The 16,005-nt window shown below is 69.6% G+C and carries 15 protein-coding genes and 1 pseudogene; 7 read left to right on the top strand and 9 right to left on the bottom strand.

Features of this window, described 5'->3' with window-relative positions; all coding sequences use genetic code 11:
* Positions 1 to 520: 520 nt before the first annotated feature.
* The 4 genes and pseudogenes from GQF42_RS46260 to GQF42_RS35160 form a co-directional block, all read right to left on the bottom strand.
* The gene (locus GQF42_RS46260; RefSeq protein ID WP_233273822.1) at positions 521 to 808 is read right to left on the bottom strand and encodes a TetR/AcrR family transcriptional regulator C-terminal ligand-binding domain-containing protein; all 288 of its coding nucleotides are present in this window, start codon (positions 806 to 808) and stop codon (positions 521 to 523) included.
* Positions 809 to 889: 81 nt separating this feature from the next.
* Positions 890 to 961: pseudogene (locus GQF42_RS46255) on the bottom strand (TetR/AcrR family transcriptional regulator); the annotation flags it as partial.
* 173 nt (positions 962 to 1,134) lie between these two features.
* Positions 1,135 to 2,643: an MFS transporter gene (locus tag GQF42_RS35165; RefSeq protein WP_158926716.1), complete on the bottom strand. Its 1,509-nt coding sequence runs from the start codon at positions 2,641 to 2,643 to the stop codon at positions 1,135 to 1,137.
* A gap of 407 nt (positions 2,644 to 3,050) precedes the next feature.
* On the bottom strand, positions 3,051 to 3,704 hold the full coding sequence (locus tag GQF42_RS35160; protein WP_233273573.1) for a TetR/AcrR family transcriptional regulator: 654 nt from the start codon (positions 3,702 to 3,704) through the stop codon (positions 3,051 to 3,053).
* 251 nt (positions 3,705 to 3,955) lie between these two features.
* Here GQF42_RS35160 and GQF42_RS35155 point away from each other — a divergent pair, with 251 nt between their 5' ends.
* From GQF42_RS35155 to GQF42_RS35125, 7 genes are all read left to right on the top strand, one after another.
* Positions 3,956 to 7,177 carry a bifunctional cytochrome P450/NADPH--P450 reductase gene (locus GQF42_RS35155; RefSeq protein WP_158926712.1) on the top strand — a complete coding sequence of 1,074 codons (3,222 nt, stop codon included), beginning with the start codon at positions 3,956 to 3,958 and terminating at the stop codon, positions 7,175 to 7,177.
* Between the two features lie 162 nt (positions 7,178 to 7,339).
* On the top strand, positions 7,340 to 8,386 hold the full coding sequence (locus GQF42_RS35150; protein WP_158926710.1) for a zinc-binding dehydrogenase: 1,047 nt from the start codon (positions 7,340 to 7,342) through the stop codon (positions 8,384 to 8,386).
* Between the two features lie 113 nt (positions 8,387 to 8,499).
* Positions 8,500 to 9,168, top strand: a complete 669-nt coding sequence (locus GQF42_RS35145) for a TetR/AcrR family transcriptional regulator (protein ID WP_158926708.1) — start codon at positions 8,500 to 8,502, stop codon at positions 9,166 to 9,168.
* A 233-nt stretch (positions 9,169 to 9,401) separates the two neighbouring features.
* Entirely contained in the window at positions 9,402 to 10,133 is a 732-nt protein-coding gene (locus GQF42_RS35140; RefSeq protein ID WP_158926706.1) for an alpha/beta fold hydrolase, read from the top strand.
* 187 nt (positions 10,134 to 10,320) lie between these two features.
* The gene (locus GQF42_RS35135) at positions 10,321 to 10,602 is read left to right on the top strand and encodes a hypothetical protein (RefSeq protein ID WP_158926704.1); all 282 of its coding nucleotides are present in this window, start codon (positions 10,321 to 10,323) and stop codon (positions 10,600 to 10,602) included.
* 159 nt (positions 10,603 to 10,761) lie between these two features.
* Positions 10,762 to 11,211: a DUF4395 domain-containing protein gene (locus GQF42_RS35130; protein ID WP_158926702.1), complete on the top strand. Its 450-nt coding sequence runs from the start codon at positions 10,762 to 10,764 to the stop codon at positions 11,209 to 11,211.
* Positions 11,212 to 11,218: 7 nt separating this feature from the next.
* On the top strand, positions 11,219 to 11,647 hold the full coding sequence (locus tag GQF42_RS35125; protein ID WP_158926700.1) for a thioredoxin family protein: 429 nt from the start codon (positions 11,219 to 11,221) through the stop codon (positions 11,645 to 11,647).
* On the opposite strand, the gene GQF42_RS35120 is transcribed toward GQF42_RS35125, so the two are convergent.
* The 5 genes from GQF42_RS35120 to GQF42_RS35100 are packed head-to-tail and all read right to left on the bottom strand — an operon-like array spanning position 11,648 to position 15,982.
* On the bottom strand, positions 11,648 to 14,443 hold the full coding sequence (locus GQF42_RS35120; RefSeq protein WP_158926698.1) for a BTAD domain-containing putative transcriptional regulator: 2,796 nt from the start codon (positions 14,441 to 14,443) through the stop codon (positions 11,648 to 11,650).
* Positions 14,444 to 14,487: 44 nt separating this feature from the next.
* Positions 14,488 to 14,937, bottom strand: coding sequence for a Tad domain-containing protein (locus GQF42_RS35115; RefSeq protein ID WP_158926696.1), 450 nt, complete (start codon positions 14,935 to 14,937; stop codon positions 14,488 to 14,490).
* Positions 14,934 to 15,368, bottom strand: a complete 435-nt coding sequence (locus tag GQF42_RS35110; RefSeq protein WP_325100374.1) for a TadE/TadG family type IV pilus assembly protein — start codon at positions 15,366 to 15,368, stop codon at positions 14,934 to 14,936. The genes GQF42_RS35115 and GQF42_RS35110 overlap by 4 nt, the downstream gene beginning before the upstream one ends.
* The gene (locus tag GQF42_RS35105) at positions 15,365 to 15,781 is read right to left on the bottom strand and encodes a TadE/TadG family type IV pilus assembly protein (protein ID WP_158926694.1); all 417 of its coding nucleotides are present in this window, start codon (positions 15,779 to 15,781) and stop codon (positions 15,365 to 15,367) included. Before GQF42_RS35105 ends, GQF42_RS35110 begins: the two co-directional genes overlap by 4 nt.
* Before the next feature lie 3 nt (positions 15,782 to 15,784).
* Entirely contained in the window at positions 15,785 to 15,982 is a 198-nt protein-coding gene (locus GQF42_RS35100) for a hypothetical protein (protein WP_158926692.1), read from the bottom strand.
* Positions 15,983 to 16,005: the final 23 nt, after the last annotated feature.

Here is a 16,005-nt window from a genome sequence, read left to right as displayed (position 1 = left end):
GCTGCCGTTGTGCGCCCCGCAGTTCTCCTGCTGGGAAGATCAGTCGGTGCTGGTGTCGAGCCTCGGGCGTGGCGAAGCCGGTGCCCTCCTCCCTGATCCTGCGGTCGATCGTCTGCCTGCACGCACGGCCCCGCCGACTGCGTGACCCCAGGGACGAAGCCGACGGTGCTCCTCGCTGTCCTCGGTGAGCACAGTAGGGAAGTCGTTGCGGTGCACTCGATGGGGTGTCGGGCTTGGCCGGTTCCAGGCAGTGCCGCCGAGAGCGAGCCGAACGCTGGCCTCCAGGGTCCTGGCCACTGCCAGAGGCCGCGGTTCCTGGAGCCCTGCCGGGGCCATGTACATCGTCCAGGCCAGCAGAGCATCGGCGAACGTGGTCGGCGAAGCGCTGCGGAAGGAAGGCGTAACCCGCTGCGAAGAATTGAAGGCCGGAAACCTTGTCGGACGGATGGCCTGGCTTGCTTCGTGACCGCAAGCCGCTACGCCTGGGACCAACCTCGCAAAGCGGCGTCCACGACGGCGTTCACGGTGTCGCGCCCCAGGTGGTGACGTCGGGCCGGAGCTGGCCGCGCTCGACGGCTGTGGCAACCGCCGGGCGCAGGGCGTCGGCGATCTGGTTCAGCAGTGACTCCCGGAGGCGGCGCATACCTTCGTCGTGCCGTGAGCCCCCGAGGACCGCGGCAAGGACGGCCCCCGATTGCTCGTCGTCCCAACGCTCGGCGAGCACGTTCAGGCGGTAAATGAGTTCGGCTCGCGGATCGTTGCCCGAAGCGGCCCGAAGCTCCTCGGGTACCGGAGGGAGAGGGGGCATGCCGGCCTCCAGCGCGGCCAGGCGGAGGTCGAGAAGGCTCGGCCAGTGCCGGTAGACGGTTGCCCTGGCGACGCCGGCACGAGTCGCAACCGTTTGATGTGTCACGGCCTCCAGCCCACCTTCCGTGAGCAACGCGGTGGCCGCCGCGACCATGGCCTCACGACTGCGCAAGAGACGCGGATCTGTTCGATCTCCCACCTGGTACACCTTCCGCTGATAGAACCCGAGTCGCAGCCACTATGGGACATCCGTTGAGCAGGGGAGGGGAGCCGCAAAGACCCTGTTCGCCCCCTTGAAGGTGGGCCCTCAAAGCACTGCTTGTCCCGCTACATGTGCACGACGGGTGCGGCGCTCTCGTCGTGCTGCGGCACGCCACGGCGGTACAGCAGTACGGTCACCACCAGACCCAACACGAAGACGGCCGTCGACCACCAGTAGGCCGTGGAGTAGCCCTCGAGACCGGCCTGCGCCAGGACGCCGGGGTCCTTGGGGTCACGGCCGGAGAGGTAGTTCGTGGCGGCGTCGGAGGCCATCGTGCTGAGCAGGGCGACGCCGATGGACCCACCCACCTGCTGGACGGTGTTGACGGCGGCGGACGCGACTCCGGCATCGGCCGCGGCCATACCGGAGGTGGCCAGGCTCATCGCGGGCGCGATCACCGTGCCCAGCCCGATGCCGACGAGCACCAGCTGGGGCAGCACCTGCGTCATGTATCCGCTGCCCAGGTCCAGCGTGGTCATCCACACCAGGCCGGCGGCCGCGATGGCCATCCCCAGCGGAACCACCGGCTTGGGACCTATGCGCCGCACCAGGACGTTGTTGGCCACCGCGGAGGCGGAAGAGGACGCCACGATCATGGGCAGGAAGGCGAAGCCCGTCTTCAGGGTGCTGTAGCCGAGGCTCTGCTGGAGGTAGTAGGTGAGGAACAGGAACACGCCGAACATGCCGGCGCCGGTGACGAAGAGGGCGGCGAAGGAGGCCCCGCGGTTACGGTCCAGGAGGACCCGCAAGGGCAGCAGCGGGTACGCCGCCCTGGTCTGCCACCACACAAAGACGGAAACCAGTACGGCGCCGGCCGCCAGCATGCCCCAGGTCTCCGGGGAACCCCAGCCGTGCGTCTCGGCGTTCGAGAACCCGTAGACCAGGCAGAACAGGCCGATGGAAACCAGTACAGTGCCGAGGACATCGAGCTTGGAGGACGTGTCGCGCGGGCTGCGGTGCAGCAGCGCGGCACCACCGACGAACGCGACCCCCGCGAAGACCACGTTGACGTACATCGTCCAGCGCCAGTCCAGGTACTGGGTCAGCACCCCGCCGAGGATCAGGCCGATGGCTCCGCCGGCACCGGCGACCGATCCCGCGACGGTGAAAGCTTTCGCCCTCTCGCGCGGATCGGTGAAGGTGGTCATCAGGACCGACAGGGCCGACGGGGCCAGCAGGGCGGCGAACAGGCCCTGAACTGCGCGCGCGATGACGAGCATGGCCAAACCGTTCGCCGCACCTCCCACCATGGAAGCGGTCGCGAAGCCGGCCAGACCCACCAGGAAGGTGACCTTCTGCCCGGCCAGGTCCGCGACCCGGCCGCCGAGCAGCAGCAGGCTGCCGAAGGCGAGCGCGTAGGCGGTGACCACCCACTGCCGGTCGGCGTCCGAGAAGCCGAGGTCGTGCTGGGCGGACGGCAGGGCGATGTTCACGATGGTGCCGTCGAGGACACCCATCAGCATGGACAGGGAGATGACCAACAGAATCCACCAGCGACGCCGGTGCGACAGGTCGGGCACGTTCTCAGGTGTGGTCTCGGCGCCGCAAGCAGCGACGGTGGCGTTCTGGGACATGGGGCAGCCCTCCGGACAGCGGATGGGGGTGGAGGAAGAGAGAAAAGATCGGACCGAGAGATCGGGTAGGTCTCATCCGGTACGGGGCGCCACTTCGCGCTCACGGGCGGGAGCACTCGGCGGCGTAGCCGCCTCGGTGAACGGATGACGCGGGTGATTCAGCTCGACGAGGCCGACGGTCTCCCCTCCAGGAGGGAGACCAGGAACAAGCCGACCACTATGGTCATTTCACGGTTCAGCGTCGGCATACGGCTGCCGTGTAGAGGCTGGATGTGGCACCACCCCGCCAGGCGGTCTCACCCGAGGGGACGCGGGGGTGGCTCCCGTGTGTCGCAGCCTGAGATCGCCCGACTTCGGGCGCGCCTCAGAGGCCAGCGCTTGGGGCGCAGCGTCTCAGGCTGGCTGGCTCAATGGCTGGCGTCCCGGGCGTCACGACCGGCGGTGAGCCGGCTTTCCAGCCCCGCGATCAGCGTGTCCATCACGAGGCGGAACATGTGGTCCTGGTCAGGGCCTTGAGGGGCCGCACTCGTAGAGCCAGGTTCTGCGTTCGCGGCCCCGTCTTCGTCGGCTTCAGGGCCGTGGGACTTGAGGGTCGACCACTGGTGGAGAGCGCCGTTGAGTTCGGCGGTGAGGACACCGATGACGACGGCGACCATCAGCGCGGCGATCTCCGAGACCTCTGACTGCGGCACACCGGCAGCCGCCACGATGGCGGTGAGGGTGGTCCAGAACGGGTCGTCGGGCTGGATGAAGTCCGGCTGGTGGCTGAACGAGTACGCCAGCAGCTTGGGGTGACGGTGCGCCAGGGTCCGGAAGTCCGTGGCGAGCAGACGGATCCGCTCCTGCCAGGGAGCGTCCTCCAGTGTCACGGTGCGGAACTGCGCTCCGACCATTCTCGTCACTCCGCGCAGCACGGCTTCCTTGTTCGGCACGTGGTGGTACAGCGACATCGGGTTCGCGTCGAGCTCGGTGGCGAGTTTGCGCATGGTGAGCGCCTCGACCCCGTCGGCGTCGATGAGCCGCAGGGCGGCGGCATAGATCCCGGCCTCGGTCAGAGGCACGTCTCTCTTCCTCGTTCCCCGCGGGGGACGTCTCACCTTCTTTTCCATACCTCGTACGGTACCAGTTCCGTACACGGTACGGAAATGAGCTTCACCACAGCGTCACCTGGGCCCCGGGGTTGCGCTCCACTTTCCGTACCGCGTATGGTTTCAATTCCATACGACGTATGCTTCTGTATGGCGCCACGGCATCGACCTGCGCAGCGCGCCCTTGCCCACCCCCCTCCACCCCCTCCGCAGAGGAGCAAGACATGACCACGCACTCCGCGAACGACCTTCGCCCCATCCGGTCCCCGCGCGGGGTCCCTTTCCTGGGCAACACGCCGCAGATCCCCGACACCAACCCGGTGGAGTACTTCGCCGAGCTGTCCAAGCAGTTCCCCGAGGGCATCTACGGCTTGGACATCGCCGGCATCGAGCAGATCTTCGTCTACGACCCGGACCTGGTGGCCGAGGTCTCCGACGAGACGCGGTTCTTCAAGCAGATCGAGAAGACGCCGCTGCAGCACGTCCGGGACTTCGCGGGCGCGGGCCTGTTCACGGCCCACCAGCACGAGGAGGAATGGGGCATGGCGCACCGGATCCTCCTGCCGGCGTTCAGCCAGCGCGCCATGAGGAATTACTTCGGGCAGATGCTGGAGATCGCCCAGAACCTGGCGGGCAAGTGGGAGCGCAAGGAGGGTCAGCCGGTCAACATCACCGACGACTACACCCGGCTCACCTTGGACACGATCGCCCTGTCCGGATTCGGCTACCGGTTCGACTCCTTCGGGAAGGAGGAGCTGCACCCCTTCCTCAACGCCCTGCTGGAGGCGCTGATCGAGTCGCTGCGGCGCTCGCAGGAACTCCCGATGATGACCAAGCTCCGCAAGGCCGATGCCAAGAAGTACGGCGCGAACATCCAGATGATGCAGGAACTGGTCGAGAGTGTGATCAAGGAGCGCCGCGAGGGGCAGTCCAGCGGTGAGGAGGACCTGCTGGGTCTGATGCTGGAGGCCACCGACCCGGAGACCGGCAAGAAGCTGGACATCGACAACGTCCGTGACCAGGTGCTGACGTTCCTGATCGCCGGCCACGAGACCACCAGTGGTCTGCTGTCGTTCGCCACGTACTCGCTGATGCGCAACCCGTCCGTGCTGGCCCAGGCGTACGCCGAGGTGGACCGCCTGCTGCCGGGCGACACCGTTCCGGACTACGACACGATCATGCAGCTGGACGTCATCCCGCGGATCCTGGACGAGACCCTGCGCCTGTGGGCTCCCATCCCGTCGTTCGGCAAGACGGCGCGGGAGGACACCGTCATCGGCGGCCACTACGAGCTGAAGAAGGACACGAAGGTCCTCATCCTCGAGGGCCCGCTGCACACACACCCCAAGGCGTGGGAGCGGCCCGACGAGTTCGACATCGACCGCTGGCTGCCGGAGAACCGCGTCCAGCAGCACCCGCACGCCTACAAGCCGTTCGGCAACGGCATACGTGCCTGCATCGGCCGCCAGTTCGCGCTCGTCGAGGCCCGCCTGGCCCTCGCGCTGGTGCTGCAGAAGTTCAAGTTCGCCGACACCAGCGACTACAAGATGGACCCCCGGGAGGCGCTGACCCGCAAGCCCGGCAACTTCGAGCTCATCGTGCGCCGCCGTCAGGAGCACGAGCGGACCGTGTTCGGCGTCGCGGATGTGCAGACCGGCGACACGCAGGCGCAGGCAGCGGTCAGCGGTGTCGGTGTGAACCTGACCGTCGCCTACGGCTCCAGCCTCGGCTCGTGCGAGGACCTGGCCCGCACCATCGCCGACCGCAGTGAGCGCTCCGGCTTCGGCACCACCCTCGTCAGCCTGGACGAGCTGGGCGACAACCTGCCCACCGAGGGCCTGCTCACCGTGGTAGCGGCCAGCTACAACGGCAAGGCCCCCGACAACGCCCAGCGCTTCGACGACCTGCTCGCCGCCGGGCTGCCCGAGGGCTCGCTGGCGAACGTGCGGTACGCGCTGCTCGGCGCCGGCAACACCCAATGGGTGGCCACCTACCAGGCATTCCCCAAGCGGATCGAGGAAGGTCTGCTGGCCGCAGGCGCCACCCCGGTCGTCGAGCGCGGCATCGCGGACGCCGCCGGGGACTTCGACGGCATGGCCACGCGGTGGATGGACAACCTGTGGGCCACTCTGGCCGAGGAGTACGCCGCCGACACCTCCCAGGCGAGCGGCCCCCGCTACCAGGTCCAGCTGCTCGGCGAGTCCGACGTGCGTCCCGCCATCGTCTCCGAGCAGGCGTACCCGCTCACCGTGGTGGCCAACGAGGAACTCGTGGCCGACGCGACCGGCCTGTGGGACTTCCAGATCGAGCCGCCGCGCCCGTCGGCGAAGTCCATCACCTTCGAGCTGCCCGAGGGCGTCACGTACGACACCGGCAACCACCTGGCCGTCTTCGCCAAGAACGAACTCGCCCTGGTGGAGCGCGCACTGAGGCGGCTCGGCGTCGACTACGACCAGGTGCTCCGGCTCGACCAGCCTGCCGGTGGCCGCACCCACCTGCCGGTCGGCACCCCGGTCACCGCCGGCATCCTGCTCACCGAGTTCCTGGAACTGCAGGACGTGGCCACCCGCTCCCAGATCCAGACCCTGGCCGAGCACACCGAGTGCCCCTGGACCCGGCCGCAGCTCCAGGCGTACACCGCCGAAACGGAGGAGGCCGAGGAGCGCTACCAGAAGGAGATCCTCGGCAAGCGCATCTCCGTCCTGGGCCTGCTGGAGCGCTTCCCGGCCGTCGAGCTGCCGCTGGCCGTGTTCCTGGAGATGACGGGCCCCATCCGCCCGCGCTTCTACTCCATCTCCTCCGCCCCGTCCGCCAACCCGCGCCACGTGCGCCTGACCGTCGGCCTGCTGGAAGGCCCGGCCCTGTCCGGCGACGGCCAGTACCGCGGCACCTGCTCCGCCTACATCGCGGGCCTCGAGCCCGGAGACGTCGTCTACGGCTACGTCCGCGTGCCCTCCCCGACCTTCGCCCCACCCGCCGACCCCGCCACGCCGCTGATCCTGATCGGCCCCGGCACCGGCATCGCGCCGCTGCGCGGCTTCCTCGAGGAGCGGGCCTGGCAGCACGCGAATGGCACGCAGGTCGGCCTGTCACAGGTCTTCGTCGGCTGCCGCCACCCGGAGCACGACTACTTCTACAAGCAGGAGATGCAGGACTGGGAGCAGGCCGGCATCGCACAGATCCACACCGCCTATTCCGCGGTGACCGGCCACCCGGCCCGGTTCGTGCAGAACGCCATAGCCAACGCCGCCGACACGGTGTGGCAGGCCATCCAGGACGGCGCGTACATCTACGTCTGCGGTGACGGCCGCCGCATGGCCCCCGCCGTCCGCGAGGCCCTCGCCGCCATCCACCGCCAGCAGACCGGCAGCGACGACGAGACCGCCCAGCAGTGGCTCGCCCAGCTCGAAGCGGACGAGCGCTACCAGCAGGACGTCTTCGCCTGACCGTCGCACGCCGTGAAGGCGTGCGACCCCCAGCCGCCGGGAGGCGTGCGGCCCCGTCCTGCAACCCCCCACGCCTCCCGGCCACCACAAGCCCTCCAGACACCACATGGCACCCTCCGGCCCGAACCGCCGGGCGGTACCGCTCACCGAAAGCAGATCTTCATGGACACCATGCTCGCCGGACGCTTCCACGTGGACAGCAAGAAGTTCGCCGTGGAAGAGGTCCCAATCCCCGTGCCGGGCCCGGGCGAGGTCCTCATCGAGGTCAAGGCCGCCGGCGTCTGCCTCTCCGACGTCCACCTGCTCGACGGCTCCCTCGTCCCGCTGTTCGCCACCACCGACACGGTCACCGTCGGCCACGAGGTATCCGGTGTCATCCACACGCTCGGCCCCGACCTCAAGCGCGGCCTGCACGTCGGCACCCGCGTCACCCTGGAGGCCGGCAAGACCTGCGGCCAGTGCGCCGGCTGCGTGCGCCACCGCCCCTGCACCCAGATGCTCACCGCCGGCATCGACTACGACGGCGGCTGGGCCGAGTACGTGATCGCCCGCGAGGACACCCTCATCCCCATCCCCGACAGCCTCCCCTTCGACCAGGCCGCGATCATCCCCGACGCGGTCTCCACCCCCTACGCCGCCGTCGTCGCCACCGCGGGCGTCCGTCCCGCCCAGTCCGTCGGCATCTGGGGAGTCGGCGGAGTCGGCGCGCACAACGTCCGCGTCGCCCGCCTGGTCGGCGCCGCCCCGATCATCGCCGTCGACCCGCTGCCCAGCGCCCGCGAGCGCGCCCTGGCCTTCGGCGCGGACCTCGCGCTCGACCCGGCAGCCCCCGACTTCGCCGACCAGGTCCGCGCAGCCACCGGCGGACGCGGCCTCGACTTCGCCTTCGACTGCGCCGGCGTCCCCGCCGTCCGCGACCAGGCCGCCTCCGTGCTCGGCCTGGGCGGCTCCCTGATCCTGGTGGGCATCACCCCCAGGCCACTGACCATCACCGAGGGCCTGACCTTCAACTACCTGCAGAAGCAGGTGCGCGGCCACTACGGCGGCTTCCCCGAGTCCGTCTCCGAGCTGGTACAGCTGACCGCGGCCGGCCGCCTCGATCTGGCCCCCTCCATCACGGACCACATCCCGCTCGTCGAGGCCGCCGACGCCGTCCACCGACTGGAGAACAAGATCGGCGACCCGATCCGCCTCATCCTCGTCCCCTGACACCCGTCAGCAGGACAACAAGCCACCCTGGGCAGGGGTGAGTGGGCGCCGGTGCGTGAGGGAACACCGGCGCCCGCGGCTTTCCCGCAGCCAGAACCCGTGGAGATGGAGCCATGCACACGACCGACGCCCCGCGCCGCACTCCGCAGCGCAGCGACGCTCGCTCGAACCGCCGACGCATCCTCGCCGCTGCCCGGCAGAAACTGCGGGACGACCCCGACGCAAGTCTCGACAGCATCGCCCTGGCGGCCGGCATCGCCCGACGCACCCTCTACGGTCACTTCTCCAACCGTCAAGCGCTGATCGCCGAGTTGACGCAGGAAGCAGCTCGGGCACTGCGACAGGCGTTCCCTGCAACCCGTGTCCCAGATGCCGACCCGCTGGAGACGATGACGCGGATGGCCCTTGCGGCATGGGCGGTGGGCGACCAGTACCGCATGCTCATCTCCCTGGGGCGACACCATCTGGGAGAGGAGACGATCCGCGCCACTCTGGCACCCGCTCGCGAAGAGGCCGTGGCGGCCATACGACGTGGCCAGGACGAAGGCGTCTTCGCGCACCACGTCCCCGCGCCCATCCTCGCTCAGGCGCTGGAAGCCCTGATGCTGGCCCTCGCCGAGGAGAACACCACCTCCGCCTGGGCAGACCCCGCGGGTGAGGCCGCGGCGACCGCGTTCCTCGTCGCCGCCGGCGTAGCTCCACAGACCGCATCACGCCGGGTTCGAGCCGTGTTGCATGACCAATTGGTGTCTGTGCTGCAGCCAGATGCAGCCATGACATGACCGGAACGCCGCCTGGCTGCGCGGTACTGGTGCTCACCCCGGTCGGGACAGCTGTACCGACTCGTTGACCAGTGTGGATCGAAACGACTCAGGCACGAAGTGCCGCGCCACTCGGTCCCGTTCACGTGGGAGCGAAGACCCTGACCCGCGGCACGAGGCTTCGACCTCTCTACCCGCCCTGTGCCGGTTCTTCGCTTCTCAATAAAAATATCCACCCTTGTAGGAGTTCGTTCATGCCTGCCATTCTGATCCACGGCGTACCCGACACCCACCACGTGTGGGACGACGTGCGCGAGCACCTGACCCGCAGCGACGTGGAGGCTTGGGACCTGCCCGGTTTCGGTTCGCCGCGACCCGAGGGCTTCCACTGCACCAAGGAGGAATACGTCTCCTGGCTCATCGAGCGGTTGGAGGCAATCGGCGAGCCGGTCGACCTGGTCGGCCATGACTGGGGCTGCCTCCTCACCGCGCGCGTGGCTTCCGTACGGCCGGATCTGATCCGCACATGGGCCGGCAGCAACGGCCCGGTCAGCGCCGAGTACGACTGGCATCCGCTGGCGAAGCTGTGGCAGGACCCCGTCGCGGGCGACCGCTGGGCCAAGGAGTACGACCCCGGCGCGTTCGCCAAGGACCTGACCGACAACCTCCAGATCCCGGCTGAGCTGGCCGAACAGACGGCCGGCCGCGTGGACGAGACCATGCGCGACAGCATCCTCAAGCTCTACCGCTCCGCATTGACGGTCGGCGCCGAGTGGGAACCGGATCTCGCGGACCTGACCGGACCGTCCCTGGTGTTCTGGGGGGCGTTCGACCCAGTCTGCCCCGTCAAGTTCGGCGAGAAGATGGCCGCTTCCGTGCGCGCCACCCGTTTTCTGAGGCTGGACAGCAGCCACTGGACGCCGATCCAGAAGCCGGCCGAGGTTGCCGCCGCCCTCGAGGTGCACTGGAGCAGCTCTCGGGGGTGACTGGCACGTCCAGCAACAGGGGCTACCGACGAAATGCCGCTCGTCAGGTGACGGAATGCGCGCAGCGTGCTCAGCGCGCGGGACGGTGATCAGCGGGGGTTTCGCGTTCTGGTGGTCGGTAAGTCCCTGGGTGGTGTGGGGGTTGGGCGCGGCGCGGTTGCGTCGGCGGCATCGCCGGGAGGGACGCATGGAGCAGGAACTGCTGACGTTGCTGAAGCAGCGTGAGGAGGCGGCCCGGCATCGGGTGGAGGGGCTGCGGGCTGAGCTGGCCGCGTTGAACGAGCGAATAGCTGCCGCCGAGGAAGAGCTGTCCGATAATCAGCTCTTGGAACGCTCGGCACCCGGGAAATCAAATCTGACGCCCTCATACCCTCAGTCACGCTGCGTAGATCCTTCACACAACACAACTCGTGCCAGAACCGAAACCGGTGAACAGAGCCATCCCGTGTGTCCGGCAGGTGGGCGGTGATTGACCGCGGCGGGGGTGACTGCTGCAATGACGGCATGTTCTCCGCGACGTTCCTGGTGATCAGGGCGCACATCGACTTCGGTCGGGTGTGGTCCGCCGCGTGTCGCTGACCGCGCGCCCCCTTCGCCAGAATCCGTCCGTACCGTCCCGGAGTCCTTCATGTCCGACCGCACCCCTGGTGTGCCTGTCCGCGTCGATCCGCGTGGGCCGCGCTTTGCCGCCGTGCTCACGACCCTCGTTCTGCTTCTCGTCCTGGTCAGCGGCAGCGGCGTGCTGCTCGCGGCGCAGGCCGTCGTCTTCGCCCTTGGCGCGGTTCTGGGACTGCGCTGGTCCCCCTACGGCTGGCTCTACCGCCGGCTGGTGCGGCCCCGTCTCGGGCCGCCGCAAGAACTCGAGGACGAGCGGCCGCCGCGGTTCGCACAGGCGGTCGGCCTGGGCTTCGCGGTTGCCGGGGCGGCGGGTTACCTGTCCGGTGCCACTTGGCTCGGCATCGCGGCGAGCGCGGCGGCGCTCGCCGCGGCCTTCCTGAACGCCGCCTTCGGCTATTGCCTGGGCTGCGAGTTCTACCTGCTCGCGGTCCGCGGCCGGGCCCGGCTGAGCCACGGGTGAGGCGGCCGTGAGCGATCCGACCGGGTTGATCGTGGCCGCCGTCGTGCTGGCGGCCGCGACGGCGTTCGGGCTGGTCCGTGCCCGTCGCGATGGCAGGCTGCGCGACGGTGGCCGGGGTGACGCGCTGCGGTTGTCCTCGGGTGAGCTGGGTGGGGCACTTGGCGAGCGGGCGACGCTGGTGCAGTTCTCGACGGCCCTGTGCTCGACCTGCCCCGGCACCCGGCGACTGCTGGCCGGTGTGGCCGCCCAGACGCCTGGCGTGCGTCTTGTGGAGATCGACGCCGAGACGCGGCTCGACCTGGTCCGCCGCGTCGAGGTGATGCGCACGCCGACGGTGCTCGTCCTCGACCGCGCCGGTCGCGTCGTGCTCCGCGCCTCCGGGGCGCCGAGCCGCGCCGATGTGGTGTCGGCGGTGGAACTGGCTACGGCGGGCTGATCACCGGGTCTGGCGGGTCCGGGCTGTGATGAGAGCCTGGGTGGCCGGCTCGGGTTCGAGGCCGAGATCGCTGAGGTGTCTTGCCAGGCGGGTGTAGGTGTGCCGGGCCGCGTCGTTGCGCCCACAGGCCTGGTAGAGGCGGATGGCGTGCTGAGCGAGGCGTTCGTGGTCGGGGTGGATGGTGCCCAGGTGTTCCAGCAGTGTCAGGACGGCGTCCCGGTCATGTGGTGCGGCCTCGGCGCGCTCGGCCTGGCGGGCCAGGCGGACGGCGGCGTCGGTGGCCCTCATGGCGAGGTGTTCGCGGACTGTGTCGGCCCAGAGGTAGTCGCCGCCCTGGGCGAAGGGGCCTCGGTAATGGTCCAGGGCGGCGCGTACGGCGTCCAGGGCATCGCTCAGGTTCCGCTCGTCTGAGGCGGCGAATGCTTCTTTCAGAGCGCGGCTGAAATCTGCAAGGTCGGTGTCTACGAGTTCCGGGTGGAGTTTGTGGAGTTCTCCTTGGAGGAGAATGAATTCCTGGGCGGTGATTCCGGTCGCGGTGCGCAGGGCGCGTCTCACGGCGCGGCGGAGGTTCTTGAGTGCGTTCTGGTCGCTGCCCGGTGCGAGGTGAAGTTTGTCGGCGATGTCGGAGGCGAGGAGTCCGGCGGGATGTGCGGCCAGGAGCGCGAGGAATTCGTGGACTTCACCGCGTAGGTTCGTGCCGACGGGGTCGTGTTGGCCGCGGGCGTAGAGGGTGATGGGGCCGAGGACGTTCAGACGCACGGGCTTGGTCTGCGTCGGTCGTGATGTCTCGGCTGGGGACGGGCGGGGCTGCGGGTTTTGCGGCGGGGGTTTTGCTGGTGTTTCGGGATGGTCGCCTTCGGTGTCGGGGTCGGGCGGGGGAAGGGCACGCAGCCGCGGGCGCCGGCCGTGGGCGGTGAGGAGGACCTCGGTCACGTCGCGTGCGGCGTCGGGGGTGAGGTGGAACAGCTTGAGTGGTGCGGGGTGTGGACCGGGTGTGCCTGCAGCGGTGGTGGTGCCGTCGGCGGCGATGTGCCAGGCGGCGGTGCCGGGCAGCGGGGTTCCCAGGGTGAGGACGATCAGTGTTCCGGGTCTGCTGCGGGCGGCCAGGGCCTGCAGTTGTCCGCTGTGGGCGGCGTCCGGCGCGGCGAGCAGGAGCAGGGTGCCGGGCCCGGTTTCCGGAGCGTAGTGGGGGCTCGCCTGCCCGGTTGCCGCAGGCGCGGTGTTCTGCTCGTCGTGCGTGCGGGCATGGGCGATCAGGTGCTGTTCTGCGGCTCGGACAGCCTCGGCGAGGTCGGCGCTCTGGGTCAGGGCAGTGAACTGGGAGGGCAGTGAAGGCAGTAGAAGCTCGCCCAGGTCGCGGGGGACGACCGCCGTGACGCACGAAGGCCCGGGGCGCTGGCGTTCGGCGGCGGTGAGGACGCCGACCAGCAGGGCGCGTGCGGCGCCGTCCGTACCAGGGCCGGTCCAGGCACAGCCTCCGGGCACCGCCAGCTCGTCGAGGCAGACCTCGGCGTCTTCTCGGACACCGATGGTGACGGTGCCGGTTGTGCGGGGTTGCTGAGGTGTGGGGCGGCGGGGAGCCAGGAGGTCGCCATCGGCTTGTGGTCGGCGGGGTCGGGTGGCTGCGTGGGCGGCCTGTGCGGCCTTGTCCACCAGCGGCCTCAGGGTGGGTACTTCCGTTTCCTGGTCGGGGTCGCGCCGGCGGTGTTGGTGCCAGTACCAGTAGCGGCGTGCGGCCAGCAGTCCGGCCGCCGCGGTAATGCCGATCAGGCCCGCCTCGCCAAGGCTGACCGCGGCCGGGCCCGGTTGTGGAGCCGCCTTGCGGACCGTGGCCCTGCTGTGCCGGTCGATGTCGGTGGGAGTGTGTTCGCCACCCGCCGATCGGTGAGTCTCCTTGCTCTGGCTTGGAGTTGGCGGCGACGGTGGGGTCGCTGTGGGCTTCGTGGGTGTGGGGTTCGGCTGTGGATGTGCCGGAGCGGGAGCAGGGGTTGGCGGTGGGGTCGTGGTCCGGTTGACGGGGATGGTCAGTCGCCACCCGGGCAGGATCAAGTCCGGGTCGGTCAGTCGGGCTCCGCCGTCCTGGACGCGGTCCTTGTTCAGCGCGTAGATGCGCGGCCACTTGAGTGCGTCGCCCAGGTGCGTACGTGCGATGTCCCACAGAGTGTCGCCCTCGATGACCGTGTACTCGACATGGCGGGCCGACTCGGTTGCTCCGCTCGGCTCAAAGCGTGGTGGAGCCGGCGGGGCGGTCGTGGCCTGCGCCGGGGCTGACCCAGCTCGGGCCAAAGGCACGGGCTGCTGGACCAGGGCGAGGGTGAGAGGAGCTGTCGCGGCGCTGCGCGGCCGTGCCTCGCCCAGGGACGGCCGCTGGGCACTGGCCGTCTGGGGGCGCCACAGGCCGAGCAGAGCAATCACGAGGGTGCCGATGCACAGCGCGGCCAGCGAGCCCTTCACGGACAGAGCTGCGACATGTTCGTGGTGCACGTGACGGTCACGCAGCAGTTGCGGGAGGTGGACGGCGTACCAGATGGTCTCGCGGACCACGGTGCAGGCGAAGGCGGCCCAGCACACCCAGCCCACCACAGCCAGCAGGTCGATCATCAAGGGGTCGCTGACCGGCTGCGCCAGCCACTGTCCGAACTCGGCGAGGGAAGAGACGTGTTCAGGCCAGGGCAGGCTTGTTGCTCTCCACAGGACGTAGGGCATTCCGGCGAGCAGAGCGAGCGTGACGACAAGGGTCCCGCCGGCCGTGGCAGCCGCGGTCAGGCGCTGGCGCAGCTGCGGTGGGTGTGTCATCGCCGGTTCGCTCTCGTTGGCCGGAAAGGGGTGGTGAACGGTTCTCAGGGTGTGATGCGTTCGGCGTGCGCGGTGGCCGTGGCGTGGACGGTGAGGGTGCGCAGGCCGATCAGTTGCAGGATCTGGGTGCGCTGGTGGTGGGTGACGTGAACGGTGACGGCTTCGCCCTTGACGGAGGCGGTGGCGGCGTCTCCCGTGGAGGCGACATACGCGCAGGCCGCCGCCGTGGCCTTGTCGCGTACGAGGCGGACCTCTTCGCCGTGCCGGAGCCGGCCGATGTCCAGTTGCTGGGCGCCGGTGCGGGCGGCTTCCTGCGCCGTGTCCAGGGCCTGGGCCTTGCCGGACAGGGCGAGGCCGCCGTCGACCACGATCCCGGCGAACAGCCACAGCGCGGCGAAGACACCGACGACGAACACGGTGACCTGCCCTCGGTCGTCCCCAGCCGCCAACCGGACGAAGCCCTGCGTCGGATGGTCTCGCGCTCGCCGTTTCACGGGCTGCTCCTGAAGGTGTCGACGGCGGAGAACGCGGTGTCGGTCAGCGTCACGTGGCCGGGCAGCCCGGTGTGGGTGAGGGTGCCCAGGTCGGCGACACAGGAGACTCGTGCCGTCACCGTGACGCCCGGTGCGAGTTTGCCGGTGGTGAGTCGGACGGTGGGGCGTGTGCAGGAGGCTCCCGCTTCCCGTAGTGCCGCGTCGGCCGCCCGTTCGGCCTGGGCGTGGGCGTCCTTGTCGGTGCGGGCCAGGGAGGCGGCGCGTGCGGCTTGGTGGGCGGCGTCCGTCACGACCAGGCGGGCGTCGGTGAGCAGCCCGAAGGCCACCACGGTCAGGAGTACGAGGATGAGCAGTGGTGTGACGAGCACCAGCTCCACGGCCGCCGAACCCCGCTGTCCGTCGTCTCGTGTGCGGCGCGCTCTTCGCGTCAAGGTCGGCCTCCGGTGGGGGTGGTGATCCTCTCGGTGGGGCCGGAGGCGGTTGCGGAGGCGTGCAGGACCAGCCCCGGGACGGGCAGTACGCGGATCACTGCCCCCTGCACGCGCACGGTCGTCTGGGTGGCGGTGCGCTCGGCGGTCACGGACACAGCGGTCAGGACCCGGCTGCCGAGCGCGGCGAGGCTTCGTCGTGCCTGGGTCCGGCCGTCCGCCGCGGTGCCGTGCTCGGTGCGGGCGGCGGCCAGGGCCCGCTGGGCGGCGTACTGGGCGATGTGCCGTGCATGCCAGACCAGCGCGAACTGCACGGTAAGCAGCGCGATCAGCAGCAGCGCCGGGACGACGAGGACCAGCTGGGTGCCGGCCGCCCCGCGGTCACCGCCCAGCCTTCGAAGGAGCGTGGTCGGCACCGTCTAGCCGCCCAGGTCGATGCCGTTCGCCTTGGCGGTGACCTTGGCGACGATGATGCCCACCACGGTCAGGCCCAGGATCGCCAGCAGGGCCGTGACGATGATGGTCTCGGTGGTGTAGCCCGCGTCCGAGCGGGCCTGTTCGCGGATTTCAGCCAGGTGCGCGCGGACGAGTCGGGCCAGGGTGTCGAGGTGGAACACACTGTGCTCTTTCTGTCGGTTTC

It is taken from the genome of Streptomyces broussonetiae, assembly GCF_009796285.1.
GTDB classification, from domain to species: domain Bacteria; phylum Actinomycetota; class Actinomycetes; order Streptomycetales; family Streptomycetaceae; genus Streptomyces; species Streptomyces broussonetiae.
Note: the sequence above shows the minus strand (reverse complement) of the source record. Positions and strands in the feature narration are given on the sequence as shown.